This window comes from Mycobacterium sp. MYCO198283, assembly GCF_021213805.1.
Taxonomy (GTDB): domain Bacteria; phylum Actinomycetota; class Actinomycetes; order Mycobacteriales; family Mycobacteriaceae; genus Mycobacterium.
In genome coordinates this window covers 258,987-284,275 of the sequence record NZ_JAJQJI010000001.1, presented here as the reverse complement: position 1 = coordinate 284,275, position 25,289 = coordinate 258,987, and the positions used below count along the sequence as shown (strand labels likewise).

At 69.4% G+C, this 25,289-nt stretch carries 22 protein-coding genes, 2 tRNA genes and 1 pseudogene; 13 read left to right on the top strand and 12 right to left on the bottom strand.

Features of this window, described 5'->3' with window-relative positions; translation table 11 throughout:
* Positions 1-67 precede the first annotated feature (67 nt).
* The 3 genes from LV457_RS01350 to LV457_RS01340 all read left to right on the top strand — a co-directional run bounded on the left by LV457_RS01350 (position 68) and on the right by LV457_RS01340 (position 3,636).
* On the top strand, positions 68-1,702 hold the full coding sequence (locus LV457_RS01350) for a fatty acyl-AMP ligase (protein WP_232168560.1): 1,635 nt from the start codon (positions 68-70) through the stop codon (positions 1,700-1,702).
* A gap of 126 nt (positions 1,703-1,828) precedes the next feature.
* Positions 1,829-2,791: an ATP-binding cassette domain-containing protein gene (locus LV457_RS01345; protein ID WP_232168559.1), complete on the top strand. Its 963-nt coding sequence runs from the start codon at positions 1,829-1,831 to the stop codon at positions 2,789-2,791.
* A complete protein-coding gene (locus tag LV457_RS01340) occupies positions 2,788-3,636 on the top strand; it encodes an ABC transporter permease (protein ID WP_232168558.1) in 849 nt (282 codons plus the stop codon). The genes LV457_RS01345 and LV457_RS01340 overlap by 4 nt, the downstream gene beginning before the upstream one ends.
* Before the next feature lie 22 nt (positions 3,637-3,658).
* Here LV457_RS01340 and pth read toward each other — a convergent pair whose 3' ends face one another.
* The 7 genes from pth to LV457_RS01305 all read right to left on the bottom strand — a co-directional run bounded on the left by pth (position 3,659) and on the right by LV457_RS01305 (position 9,468).
* Complete coding sequence (gene pth / locus LV457_RS01335; protein ID WP_232168556.1) at positions 3,659-4,237, bottom strand: aminoacyl-tRNA hydrolase; 579 nt, start codon at positions 4,235-4,237, stop codon at positions 3,659-3,661.
* A gap of 6 nt (positions 4,238-4,243) precedes the next feature.
* Positions 4,244-4,909, bottom strand: coding sequence for a 50S ribosomal protein L25/general stress protein Ctc (locus LV457_RS01330; RefSeq protein ID WP_232168555.1), 666 nt, complete (start codon positions 4,907-4,909; stop codon positions 4,244-4,246).
* 161 nt (positions 4,910-5,070) lie between these two features.
* Positions 5,071-5,937, bottom strand: a complete 867-nt coding sequence (locus tag LV457_RS01325; RefSeq protein ID WP_232168554.1) for an oxidoreductase — start codon at positions 5,935-5,937, stop codon at positions 5,071-5,073.
* A 25-nt stretch (positions 5,938-5,962) separates the two neighbouring features.
* Positions 5,963-6,610: an LpqN/LpqT family lipoprotein gene (locus tag LV457_RS01320; RefSeq protein ID WP_232168553.1), complete on the bottom strand. Its 648-nt coding sequence runs from the start codon at positions 6,608-6,610 to the stop codon at positions 5,963-5,965.
* A gap of 76 nt (positions 6,611-6,686) precedes the next feature.
* Positions 6,687-7,667 carry a ribose-phosphate diphosphokinase gene (locus LV457_RS01315; protein ID WP_232168552.1) on the bottom strand — a complete coding sequence of 327 codons (981 nt, stop codon included), beginning with the start codon at positions 7,665-7,667 and terminating at the stop codon, positions 6,687-6,689.
* Positions 7,668-7,713: 46 nt separating this feature from the next.
* On the bottom strand, positions 7,714-9,180 hold the full coding sequence (glmU, locus tag LV457_RS01310) for a bifunctional UDP-N-acetylglucosamine diphosphorylase/glucosamine-1-phosphate N-acetyltransferase GlmU (protein WP_232168551.1): 1,467 nt from the start codon (positions 9,178-9,180) through the stop codon (positions 7,714-7,716).
* A 216-nt stretch (positions 9,181-9,396) separates the two neighbouring features.
* Positions 9,397-9,468 (bottom strand) — tRNA-Gln (locus tag LV457_RS01305).
* A gap of 86 nt (positions 9,469-9,554) precedes the next feature.
* Between LV457_RS01305 and LV457_RS01300 the strand changes: the two genes are divergently transcribed.
* The 3 genes from LV457_RS01300 (at position 9,555) to LV457_RS01290 (ending at position 15,049) form a co-directional block, all read left to right on the top strand.
* Positions 9,555-10,148: a TetR/AcrR family transcriptional regulator gene (locus LV457_RS01300; protein ID WP_232169186.1), complete on the top strand. Its 594-nt coding sequence runs from the start codon at positions 9,555-9,557 to the stop codon at positions 10,146-10,148.
* Between the two features lie 66 nt (positions 10,149-10,214).
* Positions 10,215-13,895, top strand: coding sequence for a transcription-repair coupling factor (gene mfd, locus LV457_RS01295; protein ID WP_232168550.1), 3,681 nt, complete (start codon positions 10,215-10,217; stop codon positions 13,893-13,895).
* Positions 13,892-15,049, top strand: a complete 1,158-nt coding sequence (locus tag LV457_RS01290; protein WP_232168549.1) for a nucleoside triphosphate pyrophosphohydrolase — start codon at positions 13,892-13,894, stop codon at positions 15,047-15,049. The genes mfd and LV457_RS01290 overlap by 4 nt, the downstream gene beginning before the upstream one ends.
* Here LV457_RS01290 and LV457_RS01285 read toward each other — a convergent pair.
* Positions 15,042-16,304, bottom strand: a complete 1,263-nt coding sequence (locus LV457_RS01285) for a Dyp-type peroxidase (protein WP_232168548.1) — start codon at positions 16,302-16,304, stop codon at positions 15,042-15,044. The two genes, LV457_RS01290 and LV457_RS01285, sit on opposite strands and share 8 nt — an antisense overlap.
* On the bottom strand, positions 16,301-17,218 hold the full coding sequence (locus tag LV457_RS01280) for an EfeM/EfeO family lipoprotein (protein WP_232168547.1): 918 nt from the start codon (positions 17,216-17,218) through the stop codon (positions 16,301-16,303). Before LV457_RS01280 ends, LV457_RS01285 begins: the two co-directional genes overlap by 4 nt.
* 161 nt (positions 17,219-17,379) lie before the next feature.
* On the opposite strand from LV457_RS01280, the gene LV457_RS01275 reads away from it, so the two are divergent.
* The 5 genes from LV457_RS01275 (at position 17,380) to LV457_RS01255 (ending at position 21,582) form a co-directional block, all read left to right on the top strand.
* Entirely contained in the window at positions 17,380-18,111 is a 732-nt protein-coding gene (locus LV457_RS01275) for a lytic murein transglycosylase (RefSeq protein WP_232168546.1), read from the top strand.
* Between the two features lie 76 nt (positions 18,112-18,187).
* Positions 18,188-19,477 carry a phosphopyruvate hydratase gene (gene eno, locus LV457_RS01270; protein WP_232168545.1) on the top strand — a complete coding sequence of 430 codons (1,290 nt, stop codon included), beginning with the start codon at positions 18,188-18,190 and terminating at the stop codon, positions 19,475-19,477.
* Between the two features lie 3 nt (positions 19,478-19,480).
* Entirely contained in the window at positions 19,481-20,137 is a 657-nt protein-coding gene (locus LV457_RS01265; protein WP_232168544.1) for a septum formation initiator family protein, read from the top strand.
* Positions 20,130-20,621 carry a DUF501 domain-containing protein gene (locus LV457_RS01260; protein ID WP_232168543.1) on the top strand — a complete coding sequence of 164 codons (492 nt, stop codon included), beginning with the start codon at positions 20,130-20,132 and terminating at the stop codon, positions 20,619-20,621. The genes LV457_RS01265 and LV457_RS01260 overlap by 8 nt, the downstream gene beginning before the upstream one ends.
* 22 nt (positions 20,622-20,643) lie before the next feature.
* On the top strand, positions 20,644-21,582 hold the full coding sequence (locus LV457_RS01255) for a Ppx/GppA phosphatase family protein (protein WP_232168542.1): 939 nt from the start codon (positions 20,644-20,646) through the stop codon (positions 21,580-21,582).
* 93 nt (positions 21,583-21,675) lie between these two features.
* Here LV457_RS01255 and LV457_RS01250 read toward each other — a convergent pair whose 3' ends face one another.
* A complete protein-coding gene (locus LV457_RS01250; RefSeq protein ID WP_232168541.1) occupies positions 21,676-22,551 on the bottom strand; it encodes a diphosphate--fructose-6-phosphate 1-phosphotransferase in 876 nt (291 codons plus the stop codon).
* 72 nt (positions 22,552-22,623) lie between these two features.
* Between LV457_RS01250 and LV457_RS01245 the strand changes: the two genes are divergently transcribed.
* Together LV457_RS01245 and LV457_RS01240 are read left to right on the top strand one after the other, a co-directional pair.
* Positions 22,624-22,697, top strand: a tRNA-Leu gene (locus LV457_RS01245).
* Between the two features lie 241 nt (positions 22,698-22,938).
* Positions 22,939-23,985, top strand: a complete 1,047-nt coding sequence (locus tag LV457_RS01240) for a hypothetical protein (protein ID WP_232168540.1) — start codon at positions 22,939-22,941, stop codon at positions 23,983-23,985.
* 202 nt (positions 23,986-24,187) lie between these two features.
* Here LV457_RS01240 and LV457_RS01235 read toward each other — a convergent pair whose 3' ends face one another.
* Positions 24,188-24,928 carry a hypothetical protein gene (locus tag LV457_RS01235; RefSeq protein WP_232168539.1) on the bottom strand — a complete coding sequence of 247 codons (741 nt, stop codon included), beginning with the start codon at positions 24,926-24,928 and terminating at the stop codon, positions 24,188-24,190.
* 146 nt (positions 24,929-25,074) lie between these two features.
* Positions 25,075-25,212: pseudogene (locus tag LV457_RS01230) on the bottom strand (IS3 family transposase); the annotation flags it as partial.
* Positions 25,213-25,289: the final 77 nt, after the last annotated feature.

The window sequence follows — 25,289 nt, the reverse complement described above, 5'->3', positions numbered from 1 at the left end:
AGGGCATCCGGCAGCGCAGCATGACACCCGGGCGTCTCAGCCGCAGTCGGGCACCGAGGAGGTCGTCGTGAGCCGATTCACCGAGAAGATGTACCACAGTGCCCGCACGAGCACGCGCGGCATGGTGACCGGCGAGCCGTACGAGCCGGTGCGCCACACCTGGGGCGAGGTGCACGAGCGGGCCCGCCGCATCGCGGGCGGGCTGGCGGCCGCGGGGGTGGGCCGCGGCGACGCCGTCGGCGTGCTGGCCGGGGCGCCCGTCGAGATCGCCCCCACCGCCCAGGCGCTGTGGATGCGCGGTGCGAGCATCACGATGCTGCACCAGCCGACGCCGCGCACCGACCTCGCCGTGTGGGCCGAGGACACCCTGACCGTCGTGGACATGATCGAGGCCAAGGCCGTCGTCGTCAGCGAGCCGTTCCTGGTCGCCATCCCGGTGCTGGAGCAGAAGGGCATCACGGTCCTCAAGGTCACCGATCTGCTCGAGGCCGAGCCGATCGATCCCGTCGACACCGACGAGGACGACCTGGCGCTCATGCAGCTGACCTCCGGTTCCACCGGGTCCCCCAAGGCCGTCCAGATCACCCACCGCAACATCTACTCCAACGCCGAGGCGATGTTCATCGGCGCCCAGTACGACGTCGACTCCGACGTCATGGTGAGCTGGCTGCCCTGCTTCCACGACATGGGCATGGTCGGCTTCCTGACGATCCCGATGTACTTCGGCGCCGAGCTGGTCAAGATCACGCCGATGGACTTCCTGCGCGACACGCTGCTGTGGGCGAAGCTGATCGACAAGTACAAGGGCACCATGACGGCCGCCCCGAACTTCGCCTACGCGCTGTTCGCCAAGCGGCTCCGCAAGCAGGCCAAGCCGGGCCAGTTCGACCTGTCGACGCTGCGGTTCGCGCTCTCGGGCGCCGAGCCCGTCGACCCCGCCGACGTCGAGGACCTGCTCGACGCCGGAAAGCCGTTCGGCCTGCGGCCCGACGCGATCCTGCCGGCCTACGGCATGGCCGAGACCACGCTGGCGGTGTCGTTCTCCGAGTGCGGCGCCGGGCTGGTGGTCGACGAGGTCGACGCCGACCTGCTGGCCGCGCTGCGCCGGGCCGTGCCGTCGACCAAGGGCAACACCACCCGCCTGGCCTCGCTCGGGCCGCTGCTCGAAGGGCTCGAGGCGCGGGTCGTCGACGACGACGGGAACGTACTGCCGGCCCGCGGCGTCGGCGTGATCCAGCTGCGCGGCGAGCCGGTGACGCCCGGCTACATCACGATGGCGGGCTTCGTCCCGGCGCAGGACCAGCACGGTTGGTATGACACCGGCGACCTCGGCTACCTGATGGAGAACGGCCACGTCGTCGTCTGCGGCCGCGTCAAGGACGTCATCATCATGGCCGGGCGCAACATCTACCCGACCGACATCGAGCGCGCCGCCCAGCGCGTCGAGGGCGTGCGGCCGGGCTGCGCCGTCGCCGTCCGGCTCGACGCGGGCCACTCGCGGGAGACGTTCGCGGTGGCCGTCGAGTCGAACGCCTGGGAGAACCCGGCGGAGGTGCGGCGCATCGAACACCAGGTGGCCCACGAGGTGGTGGCCGAGGTCGACGTGCGGCCCCGCAACGTCGTGGTCCTCGGGCCGGGCACCATCCCGAAGACGCCGTCGGGCAAGCTCCGCCGCGCCAACTCGGTCTCGCTGGTCGTCTAGGGGCTCGTTTCCGCGAGCGTGCGTGTCTGTACGCCGACGCGCCGCGGACAGCGTGCCGCCGGCGCACGCTCGCGGTCACCAAAAATGGCTCGCACCGTGTCGGTGGCCGTCCGTAAGTTAGGGGCCATGCCTCCTTCGGCCCCCGCGATCGAAGCGCTCGATCTCGTCAAGGTGTTCGGCGACCAGCGCGCAGTCGACGGGGTGAGCTTCGCGGTGCCGCCGGGCACGGTGCTCGGCCTGCTCGGACCCAACGGTGCCGGGAAGACCACCACCGTCCGCATGATGACGACGCTCAGCGTGCCCACCAGCGGCACCGCCCGCGTCGCCGGCTACGACGTGCGCACCCAACCCGACATGGTCCGTCGCAACATGGGGCTGACGGGGCAGTCGGCGACGGTCGACGAGTTGCTCACCGGCCGCGAGAACATCTGGATGATCGGCAGCCTCTACGGCGTCTCCCGGCGGGAACTCCGCGCCCTCGGCGACGAGCTGCTCGAGCAGTTCGCCATCGCCGACGCCGCCGACCGCCCGGTCCGGTCGTATTCGGGCGGCATGCGCCGCCGCCTCGACCTGGCCGTCGGGTTGATCGCCCGGCCGCCGGTGCTGTTCCTCGACGAACCCACCACGGGCCTCGATCCGCGCAGCCGAATCGAGCTGTGGGACGTGCTGCGGGGGCTGGTCGCCGACGGCACCACGCTGCTGCTCACCACGCAGTACCTGGAGGAGGCCGATCAGCTCGCCGACGACATCGTCGTGATCGACCGCGGCCGCATCATCGCGCACGGCACCCCGCTGCAGCTGAAGGAACAGGCGGGCAGCGCCAGCCTGGTGGTCACGGTGTCGCGCGCCGACGACATCGCCGCGGCGCGCGACCTGCTCGCCCGCACCGGCGCCGAGGTGTTCGTCGACACCGGCGCCCGCCGGCTGACCGCCGCCGCCGACGGGCTGGCGGACATGACCCGCGTCGCGGGCTGGCTGCGCGACAGCGGGATCGACGTCGACGACTTCGGCCTGTCCCGGCCGAGCCTCGACGACGTGTTCCTGTCGCTGACGGGCCACCGCACCGACACCGAGGAGCAGCCGGCATGACCGACGTCGCGGCGAAGCCCGCACCCACCCGCCAGCGGCCGACCATCCGCCGCACCACCATCGCCCAGCAGTCATGGGTCATGGTGCGCCGCAACCTCATCCACACCCGCCGCATGCCCGAGATGCTGTCGGACGTCACGGCGCAGCCCATCATGTTCGTGCTGCTGTTCTCCTACGTCTTCGGCGCGTCGATCACCAACACCGGCGGCCCGTCCTACCGCGAGTTCCTGCTGCCCGGCATCCAGGCGCAGACCATCGTGTTCTCGGCGTTCGTGGTGGCGTCGGGCCTCACCAACGACGTCGAGAAAGGCATCGTCGACCGGTTCCGGGCGCTGCCGATCTCGCGGTCGTCGGTGCTCATCGGCCGCAGCATCGCAAGCCTCATCCACTCGTCGCTGGGCATCGCCGTGATGGCGCTGACGGGCCTGGCCATCGGGTGGCGCATCCGCAACGGGTTCGTCGACGCCGTGCTGGCGTTCGCGCTCATCCTGGTCTTCGGCTTCGGGCTGATCTGGCTCGGGATCCTCGTCGGCTCGGTGATGCGCTCGGTCGAGGCCGTCAACGGCGTGATGTTCACGGTGCTGTTCCCGATCACGTTCCTCGCCAACACCTTCGTGCCGACGGCCCCGATGCCGCACTGGCTGCGGGTGATCGCCGAGTGGAACCCGGTGTCGTCGCTCGCCCAGGCCATGCGCGAGCTGCGGGGCAACGGTCCGCCGGCGCCGCCCGACGCAGCGCTGCCGCTGCACCACCCGGTGCTGGCGACGGTGTTGTGGTCGGTGCTGCTGACCTCGGTGTTCGCGCCGGTCGCGCTGGCCGCCTACGCGCGGCGCACCGCGGACTGACCGCCGCGCCCGCCCGTCGTGCTCACGGCCAGGCGTGCACCAGGTTCTGCGCGGGCTCCAGCCCGTGTTGCAGCAGCAGCTCGGTGGCGTCGGCGGCCTGCTCGCAGATGGTCGGCACCTCCTTGCGCTCAGCGGCGCTGAAGTTCTCCAGCACGAACGTCGCGGGGTCCTTACGCCCCGGCGGCCGCCCGATGCCGACGCGGACACGCAGGTAGTCCTTGGTGCCCAGCGCCGACGAGATCGAGCGCAGACCGTTGTGGCCGCCCTCGCCGCCGCCGAGTTTCAGCCGGATCCGCCCGAAGTCGATGTCGAGCTCGTCGTGCACGACGATCAGGTCCGCCGGCGACACGGAGAAGAAGTTCGCCAGCGCGGCGACGTGCCGGCCGGACTCGTTCATGTAGGTGCGGGGTTTCGCCAGCACCACCGAACGGCCCGCGAGCCGGCCCGTCGCCGCGTCGGCGCCGGACTTCTTGTGCGCCTTGAACCCGGCGCCCATGCGGTCGGCGAGGATGTCGGCCACCAGGAAGCCCACGTTGTGCCGCGTCGTGGCATACCTCGGGCCGGGATTGCCCAGGCCGACCACCAGCAGCGGTTCGGCCACGCCGGACTACTCGGCGTCGTCGGCCGGCGCGGCGTCGCCGGACTGCGGAGCCTCGGCCTCGGCGGCCTGCTCCTCCAGCGAGGCGCCGCCGCCCTCGCTCTCGAGCTCCTCGGCGGTGGGGGCGGAGACCACGTTGACCACCAGCAGCTCCGGATCGCTCACCAGCGTCGTACCGCGCGGCAGGTCGAGCTGGGCGGCGGTGATCTGCGTGCCGGGCTCGGCATCGGCCACGGACACGGTGATGGCCTCGGGGATCGACAGCGCCTCGGCCTCGACCTCGACGGCGTTGAGCTCCTGCGTGACCAGGCTGCCTGAGGCGGCCTCACCCTCGACGGTGACCGGCACCTCGACGGTGACCTTCTCGCCGCGGCGCACGACGAGCAGGTCGGCGTGCCGGATGTTGCGGCGGATCGGGTGGATGTCGAGCGCCCTGGTCAGCGCCAGCTGCTCGGTGCCGTCGATGTCGAGGGTCAGCACCGCGTTGGTGCCCGAGCGGCGCAGCACGGCGGCGAAGTCGTGGGCGTCGAGCTCCAGGTGTTGCGGGTCGCTGCCGTGGCCGTAGAGCACCGCCGGGATCTTGCCCTGGCGGCGGGCGCGGCGCGAGGCGCCCTTGCCGGTGGCGGTGCGGACCGATGCGGTCAGCGTGGTGGTGTCACCCGGGGACGTGGCCATGAGATTGCGCTCCTGCTGTCGGTCGTGGCACGGCCAGGGTCGCAACAGCTCACGCGGTGAAACGTGGGTCCCCGTCGATAACGGTGGCCGGCAGCCACCCTCGCCGTGAAATCCGGACCAGGCTAACGCAGCGGACCGGCCGACCGGAAATCGCCGCCGGGTCAGAGCGGCGACGTCACCCCGGTGAGCTGCTCGGACAGCGTCCACAACCGCGCGGCGGTGGTGGTGTCGCGGGCGGCCCGGCTGCGCGGCACCGAGCCGGTGGGACCCCACATCGACAGCCGCGGGCCGATGAAGCTGTCGCCGGGCACGTCGGCGACGGCGGCGTAGAGCGTCTGGCGGGCCCCGAAGTCGGCGTCGGTGGCGAACTTGGCGCCGATGCGCATCACGGCGTCGCTGATCTTGTTGCCGGTGTGGCCCTGCAGGTTGGTCGCCGAGTACCCCGGATGCGAGGCGGTGGCCCGCAGCGGCGATCCCGACGCGGTGAGCCGCCGCTGCAGTTCGCTGGTGAACAGCAGGTTGGCCAGCTTCGACTGCCCGTAGGCCAGCCAGGCGCGGTAGCGCCGGCGCTCCCAGTTCAGGTCTTCGAGGTCGATCGTGCCGAGGTAGTGCATCATCGACGACACCGTGACCACCCGCTCGGACAGCTTGGGGAGCAGCAGCAGGCTCAGCGCGAAGTGGCCCAGGTGGTTCGTGCCGATCTGGCTCTCGAAGCCGTCCTTCGTCCTGGCGTAGGGCGTCGCCATGATGCCGGCGTTGTTGATCAGTACGTCGGCCCGTTCGACGCCGTCGGCGAACCGCCGCACCGACGCCAGGTCCTGCAGGTCGAGCGACCGGACCTCCACCTCGCCGGGCATCTGCGCCGCCGCGGCGTCGCCCTTGGCGGTGTTGCGCACCGCGAGCACCACGCGCGCGCCCACCCGGGCGAGCTCGCGGGCGGTGACGGCGCCCAACCCGCTGTTGGCGCCGGTGACGATGAAGATCCGTCCAGAGAGGTCGGGCAGATCGGCGGCGGTCCACTGGCTCATGGCGCCAACCCTATCGGCCACCCGCTCAGCGGACCGCGATCCGGAAGCCCGACAGGATGGTGTCGATGGCGCGCCCCTCGTCCTGCGCCTGGTCGGCCGCGGTGGTGATGGTGAGCTGGACGAGGTAGCGCTGGCCGGACTTCGCGGTCGGGATGACGATGCGGTTGTAGGTCTGCAGCGCGGTGTCCTGCACGGTGTAGCTGCCCTGGATCATCGCCGACGGAAACCCTTGGAAGTCGTCGGTCGAGGAGTCGAGGCGCTTGAAGTGCTCGGAGATCACGGCGTCGGCGTCGGCGTGGGTGAGCGCCTCCGCCACGTCGAAGGTGCCGTTGAGCTTGAAGACCATCAGCAGCGCCTGCGGGGTGTAGGTGCCCGGCGGGGGTGGTGGTGTCTTGCGCAGGATGGTGTAGGCGGTCGGAATGTTGTTGTCGGTCACCGACGCCCAGCCGGCCGGGGTCGGGACGGTCACCGTGAGCTCGGTGAGGATCGCCGGTGTCATCGGAACCCCGGTGACGCCCTGGTCTTCCAGCCACAGCGAGATCGGCTGCTTGGGTGCACTCGTCGTGGTGGGCGTCGACGACGACCACACCGCCTGGTAGTTCGGCGGGTCGGTGCCGCAGCCCGCCACGGCGAGCGCGACGACCAGGACTGCCGCCGAATGTCGAAGCGTCACGGCAACTCTCGGACGGTGTCCACCGGCCGGGCCAGCCGCGCGCCCCTGGCCGTCAGCACGAGCGCTGCGAGGACACTCAGGCGTCCCCGTCGAAAAGGCTGGTGACCGAACCGTTGTCGAACACCGCGCGGATGGTGTTGGCGAGCAGCGGTGCGATCGACAGCACCGTCAGCTGCGGGAAGCGCTTGTCCTCGCCGATCGGCAGGGTGTTGGTGACGATCACCTCGCGGGCGCCGCTGTTCTCCAGCCGCTCGCGGGCGGGGTCGGACAGCAGACCGTGCGTCGCGGCGATGATCACGTCCTTGGCGCCGTCGTTGTGCAGCAGCGCGACCGCGCCGGCGATGGTGCCGCCGGTGTCGATCATGTCGTCGGTCAGCACGCAGGTCTTGCCGCGCACGTCGCCGACCACGCGGTTGGACTTCACCTGGTTCGGCACCATCGGGTCGCGGGTCTTGTGAATAAAGGCGAGCGGAACGCCACCCAATGCGTCCGCCCACTTCTCGGCGACGCGCACCCGGCCGGAGTCCGGCGACACGACCACCACGTCGTTGTCGGCGTAGTTCTCGGCGATGTAGCCGGTCAACAGCTTCTGCGCCCGCATGTGGTCGACGGGGCCGTCGAAGAAGCCCTGGATCTGGTCGGTGTGCAGGTCGACGGTGACGATGCGGTCGGCGCCGGCGGTCTTGAGCAGGTCGGCGACCAGCCGGGCGGAGATCGGTTCGCGGCCGCGGTGCTTCTTGTCCTGGCGGGCGTACGGGTAGAACGGCAGGATCGCGGTGATGCGCTTGGCGCTGCCGCGCTTGAGCGCATCGATCATGATGAGCTGTTCCATCAGGTGCTTGTTCAGCGGCGCCGGGTAGGACTGCAGCACGAAAGCGTCGCAGCCGCGGACCGACTCGTCGAAGCGCACGAAGATCTCGCCGTTGGAGAAGTCCCGCGCCGTCTGCGCGGTGACGCTGACGTCGAGCTCCTTGGCCACCTCTTCGGCGAGCTCCGGGTGCGAGCGGCCCGCGAAGAGCATCAGGTTCTTGCGGTTATCGGTCCAGTCGGTGGCCACTACATCGCCTCGTCATCGGGGTGGGAATGTCGGGGTCATCGTACGTTCAGCTGTCCGGGCCCTGCGACGACCCGCCATCCCCGCGAGCGCGGCGCGCGGCCTCGTCGGCCGCCGAGCCCGGCCGCTTCTTCGCCACCCAGCCCTCGATGGTGCGCTGCGGACCCGCCGACACCGCGAGCGCTCCGGGCGGCACGTCCTCACGCAGCACCGTGCCCGCGCCGGTGTAGGCGCCGTCGCCGACGGTGACCGGGGCGACGAACATGGTGTCCGAGCCGGTGCGCACGTGCGAGCCGACGGTGGTGCGGCGCTTGGTCTGGCCGTCGTAGTTGACGAAGACGCTCGAGGCGCCGATGTTGCTGTGCTCGCCGATGTCGGCGTCGCCGACGTAGGTCAGGTGCGGGACCTTCGTGCCGGTACCGATCGTGGAGTTCTTCACCTCGACGAAGGCGCCGAGCTTGCCGTCGGCGCCGAGCACGGTGCCGGGCCGCATGTAGGTGAACGGGCCGACGGCAGCACCGGCGCCGATCACCGACTCGCTGCCGTGGGTCCGCACCACCGACGCGCCGTCGCCGACCGTCACGTCGGCCAGCGTGCTGTCCGGGCCGATGACGCAGCGGCCGCCGATCCGGGTGCCGCGCAGCAGCTGGGTGCCGGGCTCGACGACGGTGTCGCGGCCGATGGTCACGTCGACGTCGATCCACGTGGAGGCCGGGTCGACGACCGTGACCCCGGCGCGCTGGTGGGCGGCGACGAGCCGGCGGTTGATCTCGGCGCCGATCTGCGCGAGCTGCACCCGGTCGTTGACGCCGGCCACCAGCGCGGAGTCGTCGACGTGCTTGGCGTGCACCACCTGGCCGTCGCCGCGAACGATCGAGACGACGTCGGTGAGGTAGAGCTCGTGCTGGGCGTTGTCGGAGCGCAGCCGCGACAGCGCCGAGCGCAGCGCGCGCAGGTCGAAGGCGTAGACGCCGGCGTTCACCTCGCGGATCGCGCGCTGCTGCGGGGTGGCGTCCGCCTCCTCGACGATCGCGATCACCTCGCCGTCCTGGGTGCGCAGGATGCGGCCGTAACCCTTCGCGTCGGGCAGGGTCGTCGTGAGCACGGTGACGGCGGCAGGCTGCTCGGCGTGCGCCGCGATCAGGTCGGCGAGCGTGTCGGCGTCGAGCATCGGGATGTCGCCCGACGTCACCACCACCACGCCGTCGAAGTCGGCGGGCAGCGCGGCGAGCCCGCACTCGGTGGCATGCCCGGTGCCCAGCTGCTCGTCCTGGACCGCGATCTCGATCGGCCGGCCCAGCTCGGCGGCGAGGGCGTCGAGCGCCGCGGCGATCTGCTCGCGCTGGCTGCCCAGCACGACGACCAGGTGCTGCGGCGAGGTCTTGGCGATCGCATGCAGCGCGTGGGCGATGATGCTGCGGCCCGCCAGCGGGTGCAGCACCTTCGGGATGTCCGACCGCATGCGCGTTCCCGCGCCCGCCGCCAGCACCAGCACCGCGGCGTCGTGCGTCGTCATCGAACCTCCCGGGGAAGCGCCGTCTGCGACAGCCAGCGTGGCACCAGCACTGTGCCGATGACAAACCTGTGGCTGCGGCGAGTGGGCTGCCAAGCGGGCGTTGATCTCCACCGGCGGGCGTTGATCTCCACTCTGCGGCGGGATTTACGCCGAATGTGCGCCGCTGAGTGGACATGAACGCCGAGAGCTGAGAGTGAACGCTCGGCAAGCTCGCAGCTCCGTCGCCAGGACTCGAACCTGAACTATCTGAACCAAAATCAGAGGTGCTGCCGATTACACCACGACGGACGGTTTCCGGAAGAACTGTAGTCGAGCCGATAGTCTCAGAGATCGTGGCTGCACCGGAAGAAAAGGCGCGCGTTCCGCGGGCCCGCATGACCGGCACCGAGCGCCGCCACCAGCTCATCGACATCGCGCGCTCGCTGTTCGCGCAGCGAGGGTACGACGCGACGTCCATCGAGGAGATCGCGCAGCGGGCCGGGGTGTCCAAGCCGGTGGTCTACGAGCACTTCGGCGGCAAGGAGGGCCTGTACGCCGTGGTGGTCGACCGCGAGATGTCGGCGCTGCTCGACGGCATCACCTCGTCGCTGACCAACAACCGCTCGCGGGTCCGCGTCGAGCGCGTGGCACTGGCGCTGCTGACCTATGTCGAGGAACGCACCGACGGCTTCCGGATCATGATCCGCGACTCGCCGGCGTCCATCAGTTCCGGCACGTATTCGAGCCTGCTCAACGATGCGGTCAACCAGGTGTCGTCGATCCTGGCCGGCGACTTCTCGCGCCGCGGCCTCGACCCGGAGCTGGCGCCGCTGTACGCGCAGGCGTTGGTGGGCTCGGTGTCGATGACGGCCCAGTGGTGGCTGGCGACCCGCGAGCCGAAGAAGGAAGTGGTGGCCGCCCACCTGGTGAACCTGATGTGGAATGGGCTCACCCACCTCGAGCCGGACCCGCAGCTGCAGGACGGCTGAGTGACTGTCGTCACGCCCTGACCAGCACCGCAGCCGGATCGGCGGGGTGCCTACGATGGGTGCATCATGACTGCATCGGGGACCACCCGTGTCCAGACCCCGATCGCGGGGCTCGTCGAGTTGGCGTGCAAGGACCCGACGTTCACCAGCCTGGCCGAACGCGCGGCCCAGCGTCCGCCCGAGCTCGAGATCGTCGGCCCGCCGAGCGCCCGGGTGTTCGTCGCCGCCACGCTGGCCCGCACCGCGCCGCTGCTGGTGGTCACCGCGACCGGCCGCGAGGCCGACGACCTGACCGCCGAGCTGCGCGGCGTCCTCGGCGACGCCGTCGCCCTGTTCCCGTCGTGGGAGACGCTTCCGCACGAGCGGCTGTCGCCGAGCACCGACACGGTCGGCAAGCGGTTGATGGTGCTGCGCCGGCTCGCGCTGCCCGACGACGACCTGCTCGGTCCGCCGCTGCGGGTGGTCGTCACGACCGTGCGGTCGCTGCTGCAGCCGATGGCCCCCGATCTGGCCAAGCTGGAGCCGGTGACCCTGCGCGTCGGGGAGGACGCCGACTTCGCGGGCCTCATCGCCCGGCTCGTCGAACTGGGCTACGTCCGTGAGGACATGGTCAGCAAGCGCGGCGAGTTCGCGGTGCGCGGCGGCATCCTCGACCTGTTCCCGCCGACCGCCGAGCATCCGGTGCGCGTCGAATTCTGGGGCGACGAGGTCAGCGAGATGCGCATGTTCGCCGTCGCCGACCAGCGGTCGATCCCCGAGATCCCGCCCGTCGAGCAGGTGGTGGCCGTCGGCTGCCGGGAGCTGCTGCTCACCGAGGACGTCCGCGCCCGCGCCGCCGAGCTGGTCGGTGAGCGCCCGGCCGCCGATAACGGCAACGCGATCAGCGGCTCGGTGCACGACATGCTGGCCAAGCTTGCCTCGGGCATCCCGGTGGAGGGGATGGAGGCGCTGACGCCGGTGCTGCGGCCCGGCGAGTTGGGCATGCTCGTCGACCAATTGCCGCCCGGCGCACCACTGTTGGTGTGCGACCCGGAGAAGGTGCGCACCCGCGCGTCGGACCTCATCAAGACCGGACGGGAGTTCCTGGAGGCGTCGTGGTCGGTGGCGGCGGTCGGCGGCGACGCGCCCATCGACATCGACGCGCTGGGCGGCTCGGGGTTCCGCGCACTCGACGACGTCCGCGAGGGCGCCCGCGCGAGCGGTCATCCCTGGTGGACGGTGAGCCCGCTGGCTTCCGGCGCCGACACCACCGTCGAGCTCGACGCCCGCCCCGCACCGTCGGCGCGCGGCCAGCAGCGGGGCGCCGAGGAGATCCTGGCGATGCTGCGCGCCCACGTGGTCGGCGGCGGGTGCGGCGCGGTGGTCGCACTCGGCCACGGCACCGCGCAGCGCGTGGTCGAACAGCTCGCCGAGATCGACGCTCCGGCAACGCTTCTCGATTCCGCGGCCGAACCGCGCCACGGAATCGTCAACGTGATGTGCGGGCCGCTGCACGACGGGCTGGTGCTGCCCGGCTCGCAGCTGGTGATCGTCACCGAGACCGACCTGACGGGCAACCGGGTCAGCGCGCCGCAGGGCAAGCGGCTGGCCGCCAAACGCCGCAACGTCGTGGACCCGCTGGCGCTCACCGCCGGCGACCTGGTGGTGCACGACCAGCACGGCATCGGCCGGTTCGTCGAGATGACCGAGCGCGTGGTGGGCGGCGCCCGCCGCGAATACCTGGTGCTCGAATACGCGTCGAGCAAGCGCGGACAGTCGTCGGACAAGCTCTACGTGCCGATGGATTCGCTCGACCAGCTGAGCCGCTACGTCGGCGGCGAGTCACCGTCGCTGTCCAAACTCGGCGGCAGCGACTGGACGAACACCAAGACCAAGGCCCGCCGCGCGGTGCGCGAGATCGCCGGGGAGCTGGTGTCGCTGTACGCCAAGCGGCAGAGCTCACCGGGCCATGCGTTCGCCCCGGACACCCCGTGGCAGCGCGAGATGGAGGACGCGTTCGGGTTCACCGAGACCGTCGACCAGCTGACCGCCATCCAGGAGGTCAAGGCCGACATGGAGAAGCCGGTCCCGATGGACCGGGTGATCTGCGGCGACGTCGGCTACGGCAAGACCGAGATCGCGGTGCGGGCGGCGTTCAAGGCGGTGCAGGACGGCAAGCAGGTCGCGGTGCTGGTGCCGACGACGCTGCTCGCCGACCAGCACCTGCAGACCTTCACCTCGCGGATGGCCGGCTTCCCGGTCACCGTGAAGGGCCTGTCGCGGTTCACCAGCGGGGCCGAGTCGCGGGCGGTGCTGGACGGGATGGCCGACGGCAGCGTTGACATCGTCATCGGCACCCACCGGCTGCTGCAGACCGGGGTGCGCTGGAAGGACCTCGGTTTGGTGATCGTCGACGAGGAGCAGCGCTTCGGCGTCGAGCACAAGGAGCACATCAAGAGCCTGCGCACCCACGTCGACGTGCTCACGATGAGCGCGACGCCGATCCCGCGCACGCTGGAGATGAGCCTGGCCGGCATCCGCGAGATGTCGACCATCCTGACCCCGCCCGAGGAGCGCTACCCGGTGCTCACCTACGTCGGCCCGTACGACGAGAAGCAGGTGGCGGCGGCGCTGCGCCGCGAGCTGCTGCGCGACGGGCAGGCGTTCTACATCCACAACCGGGTGCGCACCATCGACGACGCCGCCGCACGGGTCAAGCAGATGGTGCCCGAGGCGCGGGTGGTGGTGGCGCACGGCCAGATGAACGAGGAAGCGCTGGAGCGCACGGTCGAGGGCTTCTGGCATCGCGAGTACGACATCCTGGTGTGCACCACGATCGTCGAGACCGGGCTGGACATCTCGAACGCGAACACGCTGATCGTCGAGCGCGCCGACACCTTCGGGCTGTCGCAGCTGCACCAGCTGCGGGGCCGGGTGGGCCGCAGCCGGGAACGCGGCTACGCCTACTTCCTGTACCCGAAGGAGATGCCGCTCACCGAGACGGCCTACGACCGGCTGGCAACCATCGCGCAGAACAACGAGCTGGGCGCCGGCATGGCCGTCGCGATGAAAGACCTGGAGATCCGCGGCGCCGGCAACGTGCTGGGCGCCGAGCAGTCCGGGCACGTCGCGGGCGTCGGCTTCGACCTCTACGTCCGGCTGGTCGGCGAGGCCGTAGAGGCATATAGAGCGGCGTATTCCGCACAATCGAACGGGCAGACCGTCACGACCGCCGAGGAACCGAAGGACGTCCGCATCGACCTGCCCGTCGACGCGCACCTGCCACCGGACTACATCGCCAGCGACCGGCTGCGGCTGGAGGCGTACCGCCGGCTGGCGGCGGCGCCGGACTTCGACGGCGTCGACGCGGTTGTCGAAGAGCTCGTCGACCGCTACGGGCCGCTGCCCGAACCGGCGCGGCGGCTGGTGGCGTTGGCGCGGCTGCGGCTGCTGTGCCGCCGCTACGGCATCACCGAGGTCGGTTCGGCGGGCGCCACGAGCCTGCGGATCTCGCCGCTGACCCTGCCGGACTCCGGGCAGCTGCGGCTCCGGCGGATGTATCCGTCGGCGACCTACCGGGCGACCACGTCGACCATCCAGCTGCCCATCCCGCGGGCCGGCGACGGGATCGGCGCGCCCCGGCTCCGGGACCTGGAGCTGCTCAAGATGGTCGCGGGTTTGATCTTGGCGCTGGACGGTAAGCCGCAGGATGAGCCTGATATAACCGCCTTCGACGATGTCGGCGGCGACCGGGAGGAGCGGCGATGACTGTCGTCCTGGTCGATCCGCGCCGGCCCGCGCTGGTGCCGGTCGAGGCGGCGGCGCTACTGGCGGGCGATGTGCAGTACACCGAGGAGATGCCGGTCCGCGTGCCGTGGTCGCTGCCCTCGGCGCGTCCGGCGTACACGGGGGACAACGCGCCGGTGCTGCTGTCGTCGGATCCGGACCATCCGGAGGTGAAGGCCCGGCTGGCGGCCGGCGAGCAGGTCATCAGCGCACCGGAGGCGCTGCCGGGCGAGCGGCTGATCGACGCCGTGGCCATGATGGACAAGCTGCGCACCGACGGGCCGTGGGAAAGCACGCAGACCCATGACTCGCTGCGGCGCTACCTGCTCGAGGAGACCTACGAGCTGTTCGACGCGGTGCGCAGCGGCAACCCCGACGACGTGCGCGACGAGCTCGGAGATGTGTTGCTGCAGGTTCTGTTTCACGCGCGCATCGCCGAGGACGCACCCGAGCGCCCGTTCGGCATCGACGACGTTGCGGACTCGCTGCTGCGCAAACTCACCCACCGCGTGCCGGGTGTTCTTGGCGGCGAAGGTGTTTCGCTGGAGGAGCAGCTGGCGCAGTGGGACGAGCGCAAGGCTGCGGAGGCCTCGGTGCGGAGCCGGTATTCCTGCCTCGACGGTGTGCCCACCGGCCAGCCGGCTCTGGCGTTGGCGCAGAAGGTGATCCAGCGGGTGACCGATGCCGGCCTGCCCGCCGACCTGATCCCGGCGGCGATCACGTCCGTCACCGTCGTACCCGGCGTCGACGCCGAGAGCGAACTGCGCACCGCGGTGTTGGCGTTCATGGACGACGTGCGCGCCGCCGAGCGGGGTATCGCGGCGGAACGCCGGGGCGAGGACGTGCCCGAGGAGCTCGACGTCGCCACGCTCGACGCGGTGACCGAGGAGGAGTGGCGCGCCTACTGGCCCGGCCGGCCGTTGGCCGTCGTCGATCCGGACGACGAGCTGCCCGAGGTCCCCGAGAAGGTCGACGACGTCGAGGAGTTGCCGGTCGAGCGGCACGACGAGGAGCCGGACCCGCTGGACCTGCCGGTCGCCTCCACCGAGCCGGGCGAGAACGCCCCGCCCGCACCTGAACCCGAGGACGACGAGCACAGCACCGACGAAGAGGTGCGACCGCCCACCGTCACGTGAACAGCAGGTCGCCCAGGTAGCGGTCGGGTCCGGGCACACCGGGCAGCGCGAAGAAGAAGCCGCCGCCGATGGGCAGCGTGTATTCCTCGAGCGGCTCACCGGTCAGCCGCTTCTGCACCGCCAGGAAACCGTCGTTGAGGCTGCGCTGGTAGCAGACGAAGGCGAGCCCCTGGTCGAGCCGGCCGGCGCCGTCGAATCCGCGGGCGTAGGAGAAGCCGCGCCGCAGGATGAGGTTTCGCTGGCTCTCGACGGTGCGCGGGTTGGCGCGCCGGATGTGGGAGTTCAGCGAGATGCGCTTGCCGTCGGGATCCTCGGCGTAGTCGGGGTCGTCGAACTCGTCGGTCATGCCGAGCGGGGCGCCGCTGATCTTCGACCGCCCGAAGATCGCCTCCTGTTCGGCGAGCCGCGTGCGGTCCCAGAACTCCACGAACATCCGGATGATCCGCACCGCCTGATACGAGCCGCCGACGGCCCACGCGGGTTCGCCGTCGTCGGCGCCCACCCAGACGTGCTGGTCCATCAGCGCGCTGTCGGCGGAATCCAGGTTGGCGGTGCCGTCCTTGAAGCCCAGCAGGTTGCGCGGCGTCGCCGCCGCCGACGCCTCGCCGGCGCCGCGGGCGTAGCCGTCGACCATCCACTTGACCACCAGCGCGTGCCGGGTGCGGCGCATGATCTGGCGCAGCGCGAACTGGATGGTGTCGGTGTGGCCGGCTTCGAGGGTGAGCAGCAGGTCGCCGTGCGACTGTTTGGGGTCGAGCCGGTCGTTGGCGAGGAACGGCATGGTGACCAGCTCGCGGGGTTTGCGGTCGGCCAGGCCGAAGCGGTCGTCGAACAGCGACGCCCCGACGCTGACGACGGCCGAGAAATTGTCTGGCGGGGGAGTGGCGCCCAGGATGCCGGAGTCGACCGGCGGATAGCCGGGGTGCCGCGACTCGGGCGGTCTGCCCGCCATCAGGCCGCGGATCTCGTCGGTGAGCTCCTGCAGCACGTGCTGCAGCTGGCCGCGGTCCCGGGGGATCACGGTGAACGACGCCATCAGGCCCCGGACCGGCACCGGCAGCGCGGTGATCCCGGTCTGGTGATTGCCCTCGAACGGAACGAACGTCGCGGCGGCCGGTCGCGGGGCGTCGTCGCGTGATCCGGTGACCGCGACCGTCGCGCCGACGCCGGCCGCGGCGCCGGCCCCCGCGCCCAGCGCCCCGGCGACGAAACCCCGCCGGGAGACGCCGCGCCGGGGCGGTGGCGCGTCGCTCACTGCAGGCCCAGCACTCCGGCCACCTGGGAGACGTCCTCGGACAGCCCGGCGAGTTGCGCCTTGAGGGTGTCGACGGTCTGCGGCGGCACGGTCACCGCGGGGCAGCGCGGCGACGGGTAGGGGTCGTTCTCGGTGCAGAACAGCACCCAGCCGTCACCGCGGCGCAGCGGCGCCAGGGTGGCGTAGATGCCCTTGAAGCCGTTGTTGATGCGGTCGAGCAGCGCCGGGTCCTGCTCCTGCAGCGCGGGGGTGAGCTCCTTGATGGCTTCCTGCGAGCCCTGCAGGTTCGCGTCGAAATCCCACAGGTCGGTCTTGGCGTAGCGGTCCTCTTCGCCGGTGATCTTGCCTTCGGACACCTCTTCGATGAGTTCGGCGGCGCCGACGGCCACGTCGACGGGCTTCACCTCGACGTCGCGCAGCTGCTGCTGCAGCGAGGCGATGTCGGCGTCGAGCTGGTCGGCGAACTTCGCCGCGCCCGCGGTGGTGTTCTTGTCGAAGAGCAGGTACTCGAGGCGGTGCCAGCCCGTGAAGCCGGCGTCGTCCGGACCGGCGAAATCGTCGACGCGGGCGTCGACCTTGCCGTCGATCTCCTCGATCAGGCCGGCGAGCGGCTCGATGCGCTCCCACGGTGCGCGTGACGGCGCGTAGGCGGCCTGCGCGGCGGCCAGGTCGTTCGCGCGGACGGCGTCGGTCAGCTTCTTCACGGCGGTGACGAGCTGACCGCTCTGCGCGACCGCGTAGTCCTTGTAGCGGGCGGCGGCCTCGTCGGTGAGGGGGTTCGCGGCGGCCGCCGAGGTGCTGGCCGCCGACGACGAGCCGTTCCCGCCGCCTTGCGACGAGTTGCCGCCGGAACAGCCGGACAACACGAGCGCCGTCGCGGCGATCGACACCGGCACGCACAGCTGCCGTCTCATGGGTCCTCCTCGGAAGTAGACGCGGAAACCATACCCAGGTGACCGCAGTTCAGCATAGGCATACCTAAATAGCGAATGGCGCCCGGTCCGGGCAGGCTCGTTCGCAAAGTCCGCCGGGCATGGGACTATGGCTGTGACCGGAGTTGGTGTAAGGGAGTTTCGTGTCGCCAGTGCGTTGGCTACGGGCCGCGGCGGTCTTGGGGGTGACCGCGGTGCTGCTGGCTTCGAGCTGCTCGTGGCAGCCTGGGGTGCCCATTCCTGACGGCGTTCCGCCACCGGTGGGTGACGCGGTGCCCGACATCGACACCTACGCGAAGGGCCGACCCGCCGATGCCCTGCACGGGTGGGCGGCCGAGCGAGCGCCGGCCCTCGGGATGCCGGTCGAGGCACTGGAAGCGTATGCGTACGCGGCGAAGGTCGCCGAGGTCGAGAATCCCGACTGCAAGATCGCCTGGACGACGCTCGCCGGGATCGGCATGGTCGAGAGCCACCACGGGACCTACCGGGGCGCCACCATCTCGCCGGTCGGGGATGTGACGCCGCCGATCCGCGGGGTCCGGCTCGACGGCACGTCCGGCAACCTCGAGATCCTCGACAGCGACGGCGGCGCACTGGACGGGGACGCCCACCTGGACCGGGCGATGGGGCCGATGCAGTTCATCCCCGAGACGTGGCGGCTCTACGGCGTCGACGCCAACAACGACGGCAAGATCAGTCCCGACAACTTCGACGACGCCGCGCTGACGGCCGCGGGCTATCTGTGCTGGCGGGGCGGTGACATGTCGAAGCCGTGGGGGTGGATGGACGCGCTGCGCGCCTACAACTACTCCGAGAGCTACGCCCGCACCGTGCGCGACTGGGCGGAGGCCTACGCCCGCGGCAGTCAGCTCTGACCGCGGGCCGGGCGCTGCGTTATGCCAGCCTCTAGGCTCTAGCCCGAGAAGCTCTCGACACGGCGAGGAGAAGCAGTTGCCCATCATCGAGCAGGTCGCGGCCCGCGAGATCCTGGATTCGCGCGGAAATCCGACCGTCGAGGTCGAATTGGCCCTGATCGACGGCGTCACGGCGCGCGCGGCCGTGCCGTCGGGTGCGTCGACGGGTGAGCACGAGGCCGTCGAGCTGCGCGACAAGGGTGACCGCTACGGCGGCAAGGGCGTCAAGAAGGCCGTCGAGGCGGTGCTCGACGAAATCGCGCCCGCGGTGATCGGCATGAACGCCGACGATCAGCGGCTGATCGACCAGGCGCTGCTGGACCTCGACGGCACACCCGGCAAGTCCCGGCTCGGCGCCAACGCCATCCTCGGTGTCTCGCTGGCGGTCGCGAAGGCCGCGGCGGACTCCGCCGGCCTGCAGCTGTTCCGCTACGTCGGCGGTCCGAACGCGCACATCCTGCCGGTGCCGATGATGAACATCCTCAACGGCGGCGCGCATGCCGACACCGGGGTGGACGTACAGGAGTTCATGATCGCCCCGATCGGCGCGCCGAGCTTCGCCGAGGCGCTGCGCTGGGGGACCGAGGTGTACCACTCGCTCAAGTCGGTGCTCAAGAAGCAGGGCCTGTCGACCGGTCTGGGTGACGAGGGCGGTTTCGCACCGGACGTTGCGGGCACCACCGCGGCGCTCGACCTGATCCTGTCGGCCATCGAGGCGGCCGGCTACTCGCCGGGCAGCGACATCGCGCTCGCGCTCGACGTGGCCGCCACCGAGTTCTACACCGAGGGCACGGGTTACAGCTTCGAGAAGCAGACCCACAGCGCCGCGGAGATGACGCAGTTCTACGGCGAGCTGCTCGACCGCTATCCGCTGGTGTCGATCGAAGACCCGTTGTCCGAGGACGATTGGGACGGCTGGGTCGCGCTGACGGCGCAGCTCGGCGAACGCGTGCAGCTCGTCGGCGACGACCTGTTCGTCACCAACCCCGAGCGGCTCGAAGAGGGCATCGTGAAGGGCGCCGCGAATGCGCTGCTGGTGAAGGTGAACCAGATCGGCACCCTCACCGAGACACTCGACGCGGTCGCCTTGGCGCACAACAACAACTACCGCACGATGATGAGCCACCGCAGCGGCGAGACCGAGGACACCACGATCGCCGATCTGGCCGTCGCGGTGAGTAGCGGGCAGATCAAGACCGGCGCGCCGGCCCGCAGCGAGCGGGTGGCCAAGTACAACCAGCTGCTGCGCATCGAGGAGTCGCTCGGCGACGCCGCCCGCTACGCCGGCGACCTGGCGTTCCCGCGCTACAGCCCCGAGGCCAAATAGCCAGTGCCGGAGGGGAAGCGGTCGGATCCGCGGCGTCGGTCACCGGCGTCGCGTCCCGCGCGGCCCGCGAACACCGGTCGCGACCGCCCCCGTTCCCCCGCCCGGCGCGACGACAAGCCCAGGGCCAGCGACGAATCGGGGACCGAGAGCCCATCACTCACCGAATCGATCGCGACGTCCATCCGCAATCAGGTCGAGCGCCAGGCCGAGCAGCGGTTCGGCTCCACCGCGCGGCGGGCGGCCATCCTGGCTGCGGTGGTCTGCGTATTGACGCTGACCATCGCCAGCCCGGTGCGCACCTACTTCGCGCAGCGCGCGGAGATGCAGCAGCTCAAGGCGAGCGAAGCCACGCTGCGCGAACAGATCCGCGACCTGGAGGAGCAGCGGGACAAGCTCAAGGATCCGGTGTACATCGCGGCGCAGGCGCGGGAGCGGCTGGGGTTCGTGATGCCGGGCGAAATCCCTTACGAGGTGCAGCTGCCGCCGCCCCCGCCGGGTGCCGTGCCGCCGCCGGAGGATCCGCTGCAACGCAAGGCGCCGGCAGGAGAGGCGTGGTACACGTCGCTGTGGAAGACCATCGCCGACACCCCGCAGAACGTCGATCCCGTTGTCCCACCGTTGATTCCGCCGGCCGCGCCGGCGCCTGCCCCCGGTGGTTGACCCGGCCGATCTCGAGGCCGTCGCCCAGCAGCTGGGCCGGGAGCCGCGCGGCGTGCTCGAGGTGTCCTACCGCTGCCCGAACGGCGAACCCGCCGTGGTGAAGACCGCGCCGCGGTTGCCCGACGGCACGCCGTTTCCGACCCTGTACTACCTGACACATCCGGTGCTGACTGCGGCCGCGAGCCGGTTGGAGTCGGCGGGGGTGATGCGGGACATGACCGCCCGGCTTTCGGAGGACCCGGACCTGGCGGCCGCCTACCGGCGCGCGCACGAGTCCTACCTCGCCGAGCGCGACGCGATCGAGCCGTTGGGCACCACGTTCACCGGCGGCGGCATGCCCGACCGGGTGAAGTGCCTGCACGTGCTGATCGCGCACTCGTTGGCCAAGGGGCGCGGCGTCAATCCGCTGGGCGACGAGGCGGTGGCGATGTTGGCGGTCGAGCCTGCAATGGCCGGCATCCTTCGGCGAGAGGACTGGGTGTAGTGCCGCGGACGCGAGGAGCAGGATGACAAGAGTCGGCGCGGTGGACTGCGGCACGAATTCGATTCGGCTGCTGATTGCGGACGCCGTCGACGGCGGCCTCGTCGACGTCGTGCGGGAAATGCGGATCGTGCGGCTGGGCCAGGGCGTCGATGCCACGGGCCAGTTCGCGCCGGAAGCGTTGGCGCGCACCGAGGCCGCGTTGGCCGATTACGTCGACGCGATGGTGGAGCACGGCGTGGAGGCGGTGCGGATGGTCGCCACGTCCGCGGCCCGTGACGTCGCCAACCGCGACGAGTTCTTCGCGATGACGGCCTCGCTGCTGGGGCGCGTGAGCGACGGCGCTGTGGCCGAGGTGATCACCGGCGCGGAGGAGGCGTCGCTGTCCTTCCACGGCGCGGTCGGTGAATTACGTTCGGCCGACGCGCCTTTCCTCGTCGTCGACCTCGGCGGCGGCTCGACCGAGCTCGTGCTGGGGGAGCGTGACGTCACCGCCGCCTTCTCCGCTGACATCGGCTGCGTGCGGCTGACCGAGCGGTGTCTGCACTCCGATCCGCCGACCGCCGACGAGGTGGCCGCCGCGCGCGCGGTGGTGCGGGAAGGTCTTGCCGAAGCGCTGGCTGCCGTGCCCGTCGACCGGGCCCGCACCTGGGTCGGCGTCGCGGGCACCATGACCACGCTGGCGGCGTTGGCGCACCGGATGTCCACGTACGACTCTGCGGCGATTCACCTGTCGCGCGTGCCGATCGATCGGTTGCTCGAGGTGTGTGAGGGGCTTCTCGCGATGCCCCGCGCCGAGCGGGCGGCGCTCGGCCCCATGCACGAGGGCCGCGTCGACGTGATCGGCGGCGGCGCCATCGTGGTCGAGGAGCTCGCGGCCGTCCTGGGGGAGCGCGCCGGCATCGGTGAGCTCGTCGTCAGCGAGCACGACATCCTCGACGGCATCGCGCTGTCGCTGGTGTAGCGCGCCTTTGGTGCCCCGGTCGCCGACACGTAACCCACTGTCACGACACGCCGTGCGGCGTCGCACTGGCACACGTCTCGGCGTCGACGACGGTCAGCCGGGGTCGTCGAGCGAACCGACGGGGTAGCGCTCGCGCTGCCAAAGGTCGAACGACTGAACGAGCCAGAAGACACCGAACGACGCGATGAGGAGCGCCTCGACGATCAGCACGCCGAGCGGGCGGTTCCAGAAGGCGAGCAGGCCGGCGAGCACCAACGTGACGACCATCGCCGCCGCGACGCCGAGGTAGAGGCCGACGTAGCGGCGGCGGTTGGCCTCGCGACCGCGCGCTGCGTAGAGCGCGTAGTGCAGCACCACCAGGATGATGCCGACGAACATCGCCACGGCGGCGATGTGATGCCGGTTGTCGAGGAACCAGCGCCATCGGGACAGGAACAGCCCGAAGTAGACGATGAGCAGCGTGAGGAGCGCGGCCTGTAATGCGCTCTCGGCGAGGGTGATTGGCCGTGGGGTGCGGGCAACGGTGTTGGTCGGCGGATCGGGCGCAACCGCGCGGATGACGGCGTACACCGCTGCGCCGGCCGCGACGGCGATCAGCAGTGCCCGGATGTTGTTGCCGACGCCGATCGTGGCGTCCTCGAGCGTCGGCAGGGCGGGTCCGCAGAGCGTCGGCGCCCGCGTCGGCACCAGGGCGACGGCGAACGCCAGCGTCCCGGAGAAGTTGAGCAGCATGTCTTCGGTGCGGCTGCTGCCCTGGTAGACGATCAGCGAGACACCGACCGCGCACAGCGTCGCCACGAACACCGCATGCGACGTTGTGTAGTAGTAGGCGCTGATCGACCCCTGCCAGCAGGTCGCGGCGAGGCGCGTGTCGACGATCGACGCGCCGAGGAAGACCACCAGCGCCACCAGGGCGATGCGCAGATAGCGGTAGGTGCTCACCGCGTCGTCGGGCCGGACGTATTTCATGGACCACGCTAACGCCGGTGGCCTGCTCGTTGGTGCCGATTAGGCTGCACTCGACGCCCGGCGGCGAGCGAAGCCCCCATAGCCCAATTGGCAGAGGCAGCGGACTTAAAATCCGCCAAGTGTCGGTTCGAGTCCGACTGGGGGCACTGGGAAAGGCCTGTTAAGGAGATTATCGGTTCGGGTGGACCGGCTCGGCGGGCGGCCCGTGTACGCGGCGTGTACGCGGGCGAGCGAATCGACGCGGCCCCACATAGCTTCCGCCGCACTCGTCTCATGCGCCACTTCTGCCACAAGGGTTAATGATCTAAGCAGAGATGTCGTTGGAATCGGGGACGTTGACCGGCGTGTCGGGCGGGGTCTGTCGTCGGTGCGTTCCACACTGGGCCCATGAGTGGGTTCCTCGAGTTCGTGACGACGCCGGAGTTTCTGACCGGCTCGTTCGTCTCTGGGCTCCTTGGCGCTGGCATCGGCTACGTGTCCACCCGCAGCAGCGACAAACGGAAGTTCAAGCACGAAGAAAAGATGCTCGCCCGCAAGGAGGATCGCGAAGACAAGCTGCGCGATCGACAGGACTTGCACACCGCCGGAATGGAATTCGTAGAGGTCTCTTCCGATATCCTCATGACGGCCATTGACATCAAGGGTCTGTGGAGCTTCATGCGTGATGCCTTATACAACCAAACCGGTCAAGAGGACCCGATGGCAGAAGGGAAACTTGACCATTCCGAGAAGGTCATGGCAGCCCAGATGCGGATCGCGGTCCCCGTCAACAAGCTGAAGCTGGTGGCGCCGAAGAAAGTGCTGGATGCCGCTACGCGGACGACGGCGGCGATCATGACGACCGTGCAGCAGACGACCGAGCCCTTCGCAGGACGGGTCGCGCACAAGACGGCGTCGGACGAACTCAACAAGTTCATCAGCGTGTTCCGCGAGGCAGCGGGCCGCGACCCGTACACCGACGCACAAACGCAGGCGCAGGTCTACGCCTTCATGGAGACGTTGAAGCAGCAGGTTGCCGACTTCATAGAAGAGGCCAAAGCCGACATGAGAGCTGCTGGCTTCACATCGACTCCGTGGGATCAGCCGAGCGCCGACGGCCGGTCATCGACCCCCGGTGGCAGCAGGCGTGCCCGGTTCAGTTTTGTGGAACCAGGCGGGGTGCCGGTCACGACGATCCGGGCCGGTGAGCTCACGGAGGAGCACGTCGGCATGTTCATGGGTTGCCACGATCCTGCCGGGTTCAATTACGGCGCAAAGATTTTGAAGGTTGTCCGTGTTGAAGAGGGCAGCCGACCGGGGATGATTGTCCGCATCGAACACCCGCCGATTCCCGGTAGGAAGCCAGCCCGCCAAAAACGCATGCTGCTCAAGTCCGATCAGGAGATCGAGCTAGTAGACCTGCCAGGCCGCGAGTTGAACGGGTCTGCTGCCTAGCAAAAGTTGAGCGGTGGCAAGGGCCTGGGCATCACCGGCTCTTCGTAGTTCAGAGTGCGTTGATCAATGCGTGTAGTGCGTCGCGCGGTGAACTAGTGAGTTTATGAGCTTTGCGGAATCGGCACCGATCAGTCCATGCTCTTCGAGTTAGGCGTCCTGCCACGCTCCGATGATCTCGTCACTGTAGAGGGCCATCAAACGATCACGCCGAACTATTCGGTGAAGAACGCCGCGCATTAGGGTACAGTGTCAAGTATTCCTGCCCTATGGCATGTTCTTCAGCGTCCTTGCTAGCGAGCGGCATGGGGTCAAGCCCGTGCAGCGCACGGTGTCGGCTTGTTATGATGAGTGCATACGTAAGAACGACCGAAAGATAATCTCCCAACTTATCGTTTGGAATGGACACGATGTCGCCCTCTCGGGATCCGAGATGTGCGGCGTTCTTGACGAACTGCGCATCCGCGACGCCGAACTGATGAGCCCATACGTGACGAAACATCTGCGAAGCGTAGAAGGTGTCACGTATCGTCTTGGGTACGCCAGCGCTTATCTCGAACAGATTGAGCATCGCCTCGTAGCGACCCACTCCTGCTTCGCGTCCGGCGTGCAGCGCTATGGTATCGTAGATTCTCTGCTCCATCGGGACACCCGGTTGGTACAGCTCGTTCAAGGAAATTTTGACCTTCTTGAACATATCGTTCTCAAAAACTTGTGGATGCATCTGAACAATTCCCTTGATAAAATCTTCGAAGGTCGCCTCGAAGGCGCTGAAAGCCGCTACTATTGGCATCGCCTTAAACAGGCCCTCGCTGCGAGCTTCGTTCGTGTACTCGTTGATCTTAGGAATGTTGTCTTTGTTAGCTTTACGAAGCGACCAGTTGATCAGCTTAGTGACTGCCAGGCCGAAAGCTCCGCGGATAGCAATAAGTAGGATCGTCGCCATCAGGCTATTGAGGTTAGTCATCGCCTGTGCGGGCGGTGTCGCCTTCCATTCACTTCGGTCATGCTGACAAGTATTGCATGCACGTCCGACAGCTTGTAGGGATTAACTCTTGACGCGCTCGGCACGATGGTTGATACAAGAATGCTGATCAACTCGGTCTTGTATAGCCCGTTGATCGTTTCGGCCAACGCGTTGTCATACGAAGAACCGACGGCTCCGACTGATGGTTGGGTGCCGGCTTCGGCAAGCCGTTCGCTGATCTGGACCAAGGTGTACTGCGATCCTCCGATCCATATGGCAAAATATCTTTCAGGACGCAGATGCCTTCACGCTGACGAGTCCAGATGGCCTGTAGTGCCAT

Excerpts from the sequence above, each read along its gene's own strand:
- LV457_RS01345 (WP_232168559.1), top strand. The coding sequence starts at position 1,829 with ATGCCTCCTTCGGCCCCCGCGATCGAAGCGCTCGATCTCGTCAAGGTG.
- LV457_RS01340 (WP_232168558.1), top strand. The coding sequence starts at position 2,788 with ATGACCGACGTCGCGGCGAAGCCCGCACCCACCCGCCAGCGGCCGACC.
- LV457_RS01330 (WP_232168555.1), bottom strand. The coding sequence starts at position 4,909 with ATGGCCACGTCCCCGGGTGACACCACCACGCTGACCGCATCGGTCCGC.
- LV457_RS01325 (WP_232168554.1), bottom strand. The coding sequence starts at position 5,937 with ATGAGCCAGTGGACCGCCGCCGATCTGCCCGACCTCTCTGGACGGATC.
- glmU (WP_232168551.1), bottom strand. The coding sequence starts at position 9,180 with ATGACGACGCACGACGCCGCGGTGCTGGTGCTGGCGGCGGGCGCGGGA.
- LV457_RS01300 (WP_232169186.1), top strand. The coding sequence starts at position 9,555 with ATGACCGGCACCGAGCGCCGCCACCAGCTCATCGACATCGCGCGCTCG.
- mfd (WP_232168550.1), top strand. The coding sequence starts at position 10,215 with ATGACTGCATCGGGGACCACCCGTGTCCAGACCCCGATCGCGGGGCTC.
- LV457_RS01290 (WP_232168549.1), top strand. The coding sequence starts at position 13,892 with ATGACTGTCGTCCTGGTCGATCCGCGCCGGCCCGCGCTGGTGCCGGTC.
- LV457_RS01280 (WP_232168547.1), bottom strand. The coding sequence starts at position 17,218 with ATGAGACGGCAGCTGTGCGTGCCGGTGTCGATCGCCGCGACGGCGCTC.
- LV457_RS01255 (WP_232168542.1), top strand. The coding sequence starts at position 20,644 with ATGACAAGAGTCGGCGCGGTGGACTGCGGCACGAATTCGATTCGGCTG.
- LV457_RS01250 (WP_232168541.1), bottom strand. The coding sequence starts at position 22,551 with ATGAAATACGTCCGGCCCGACGACGCGGTGAGCACCTACCGCTATCTG.
- LV457_RS01240 (WP_232168540.1), top strand. The coding sequence starts at position 22,939 with ATGAGTGGGTTCCTCGAGTTCGTGACGACGCCGGAGTTTCTGACCGGC.
- LV457_RS01235 (WP_232168539.1), bottom strand. The coding sequence starts at position 24,928 with ATGGCGACGATCCTACTTATTGCTATCCGCGGAGCTTTCGGCCTGGCA.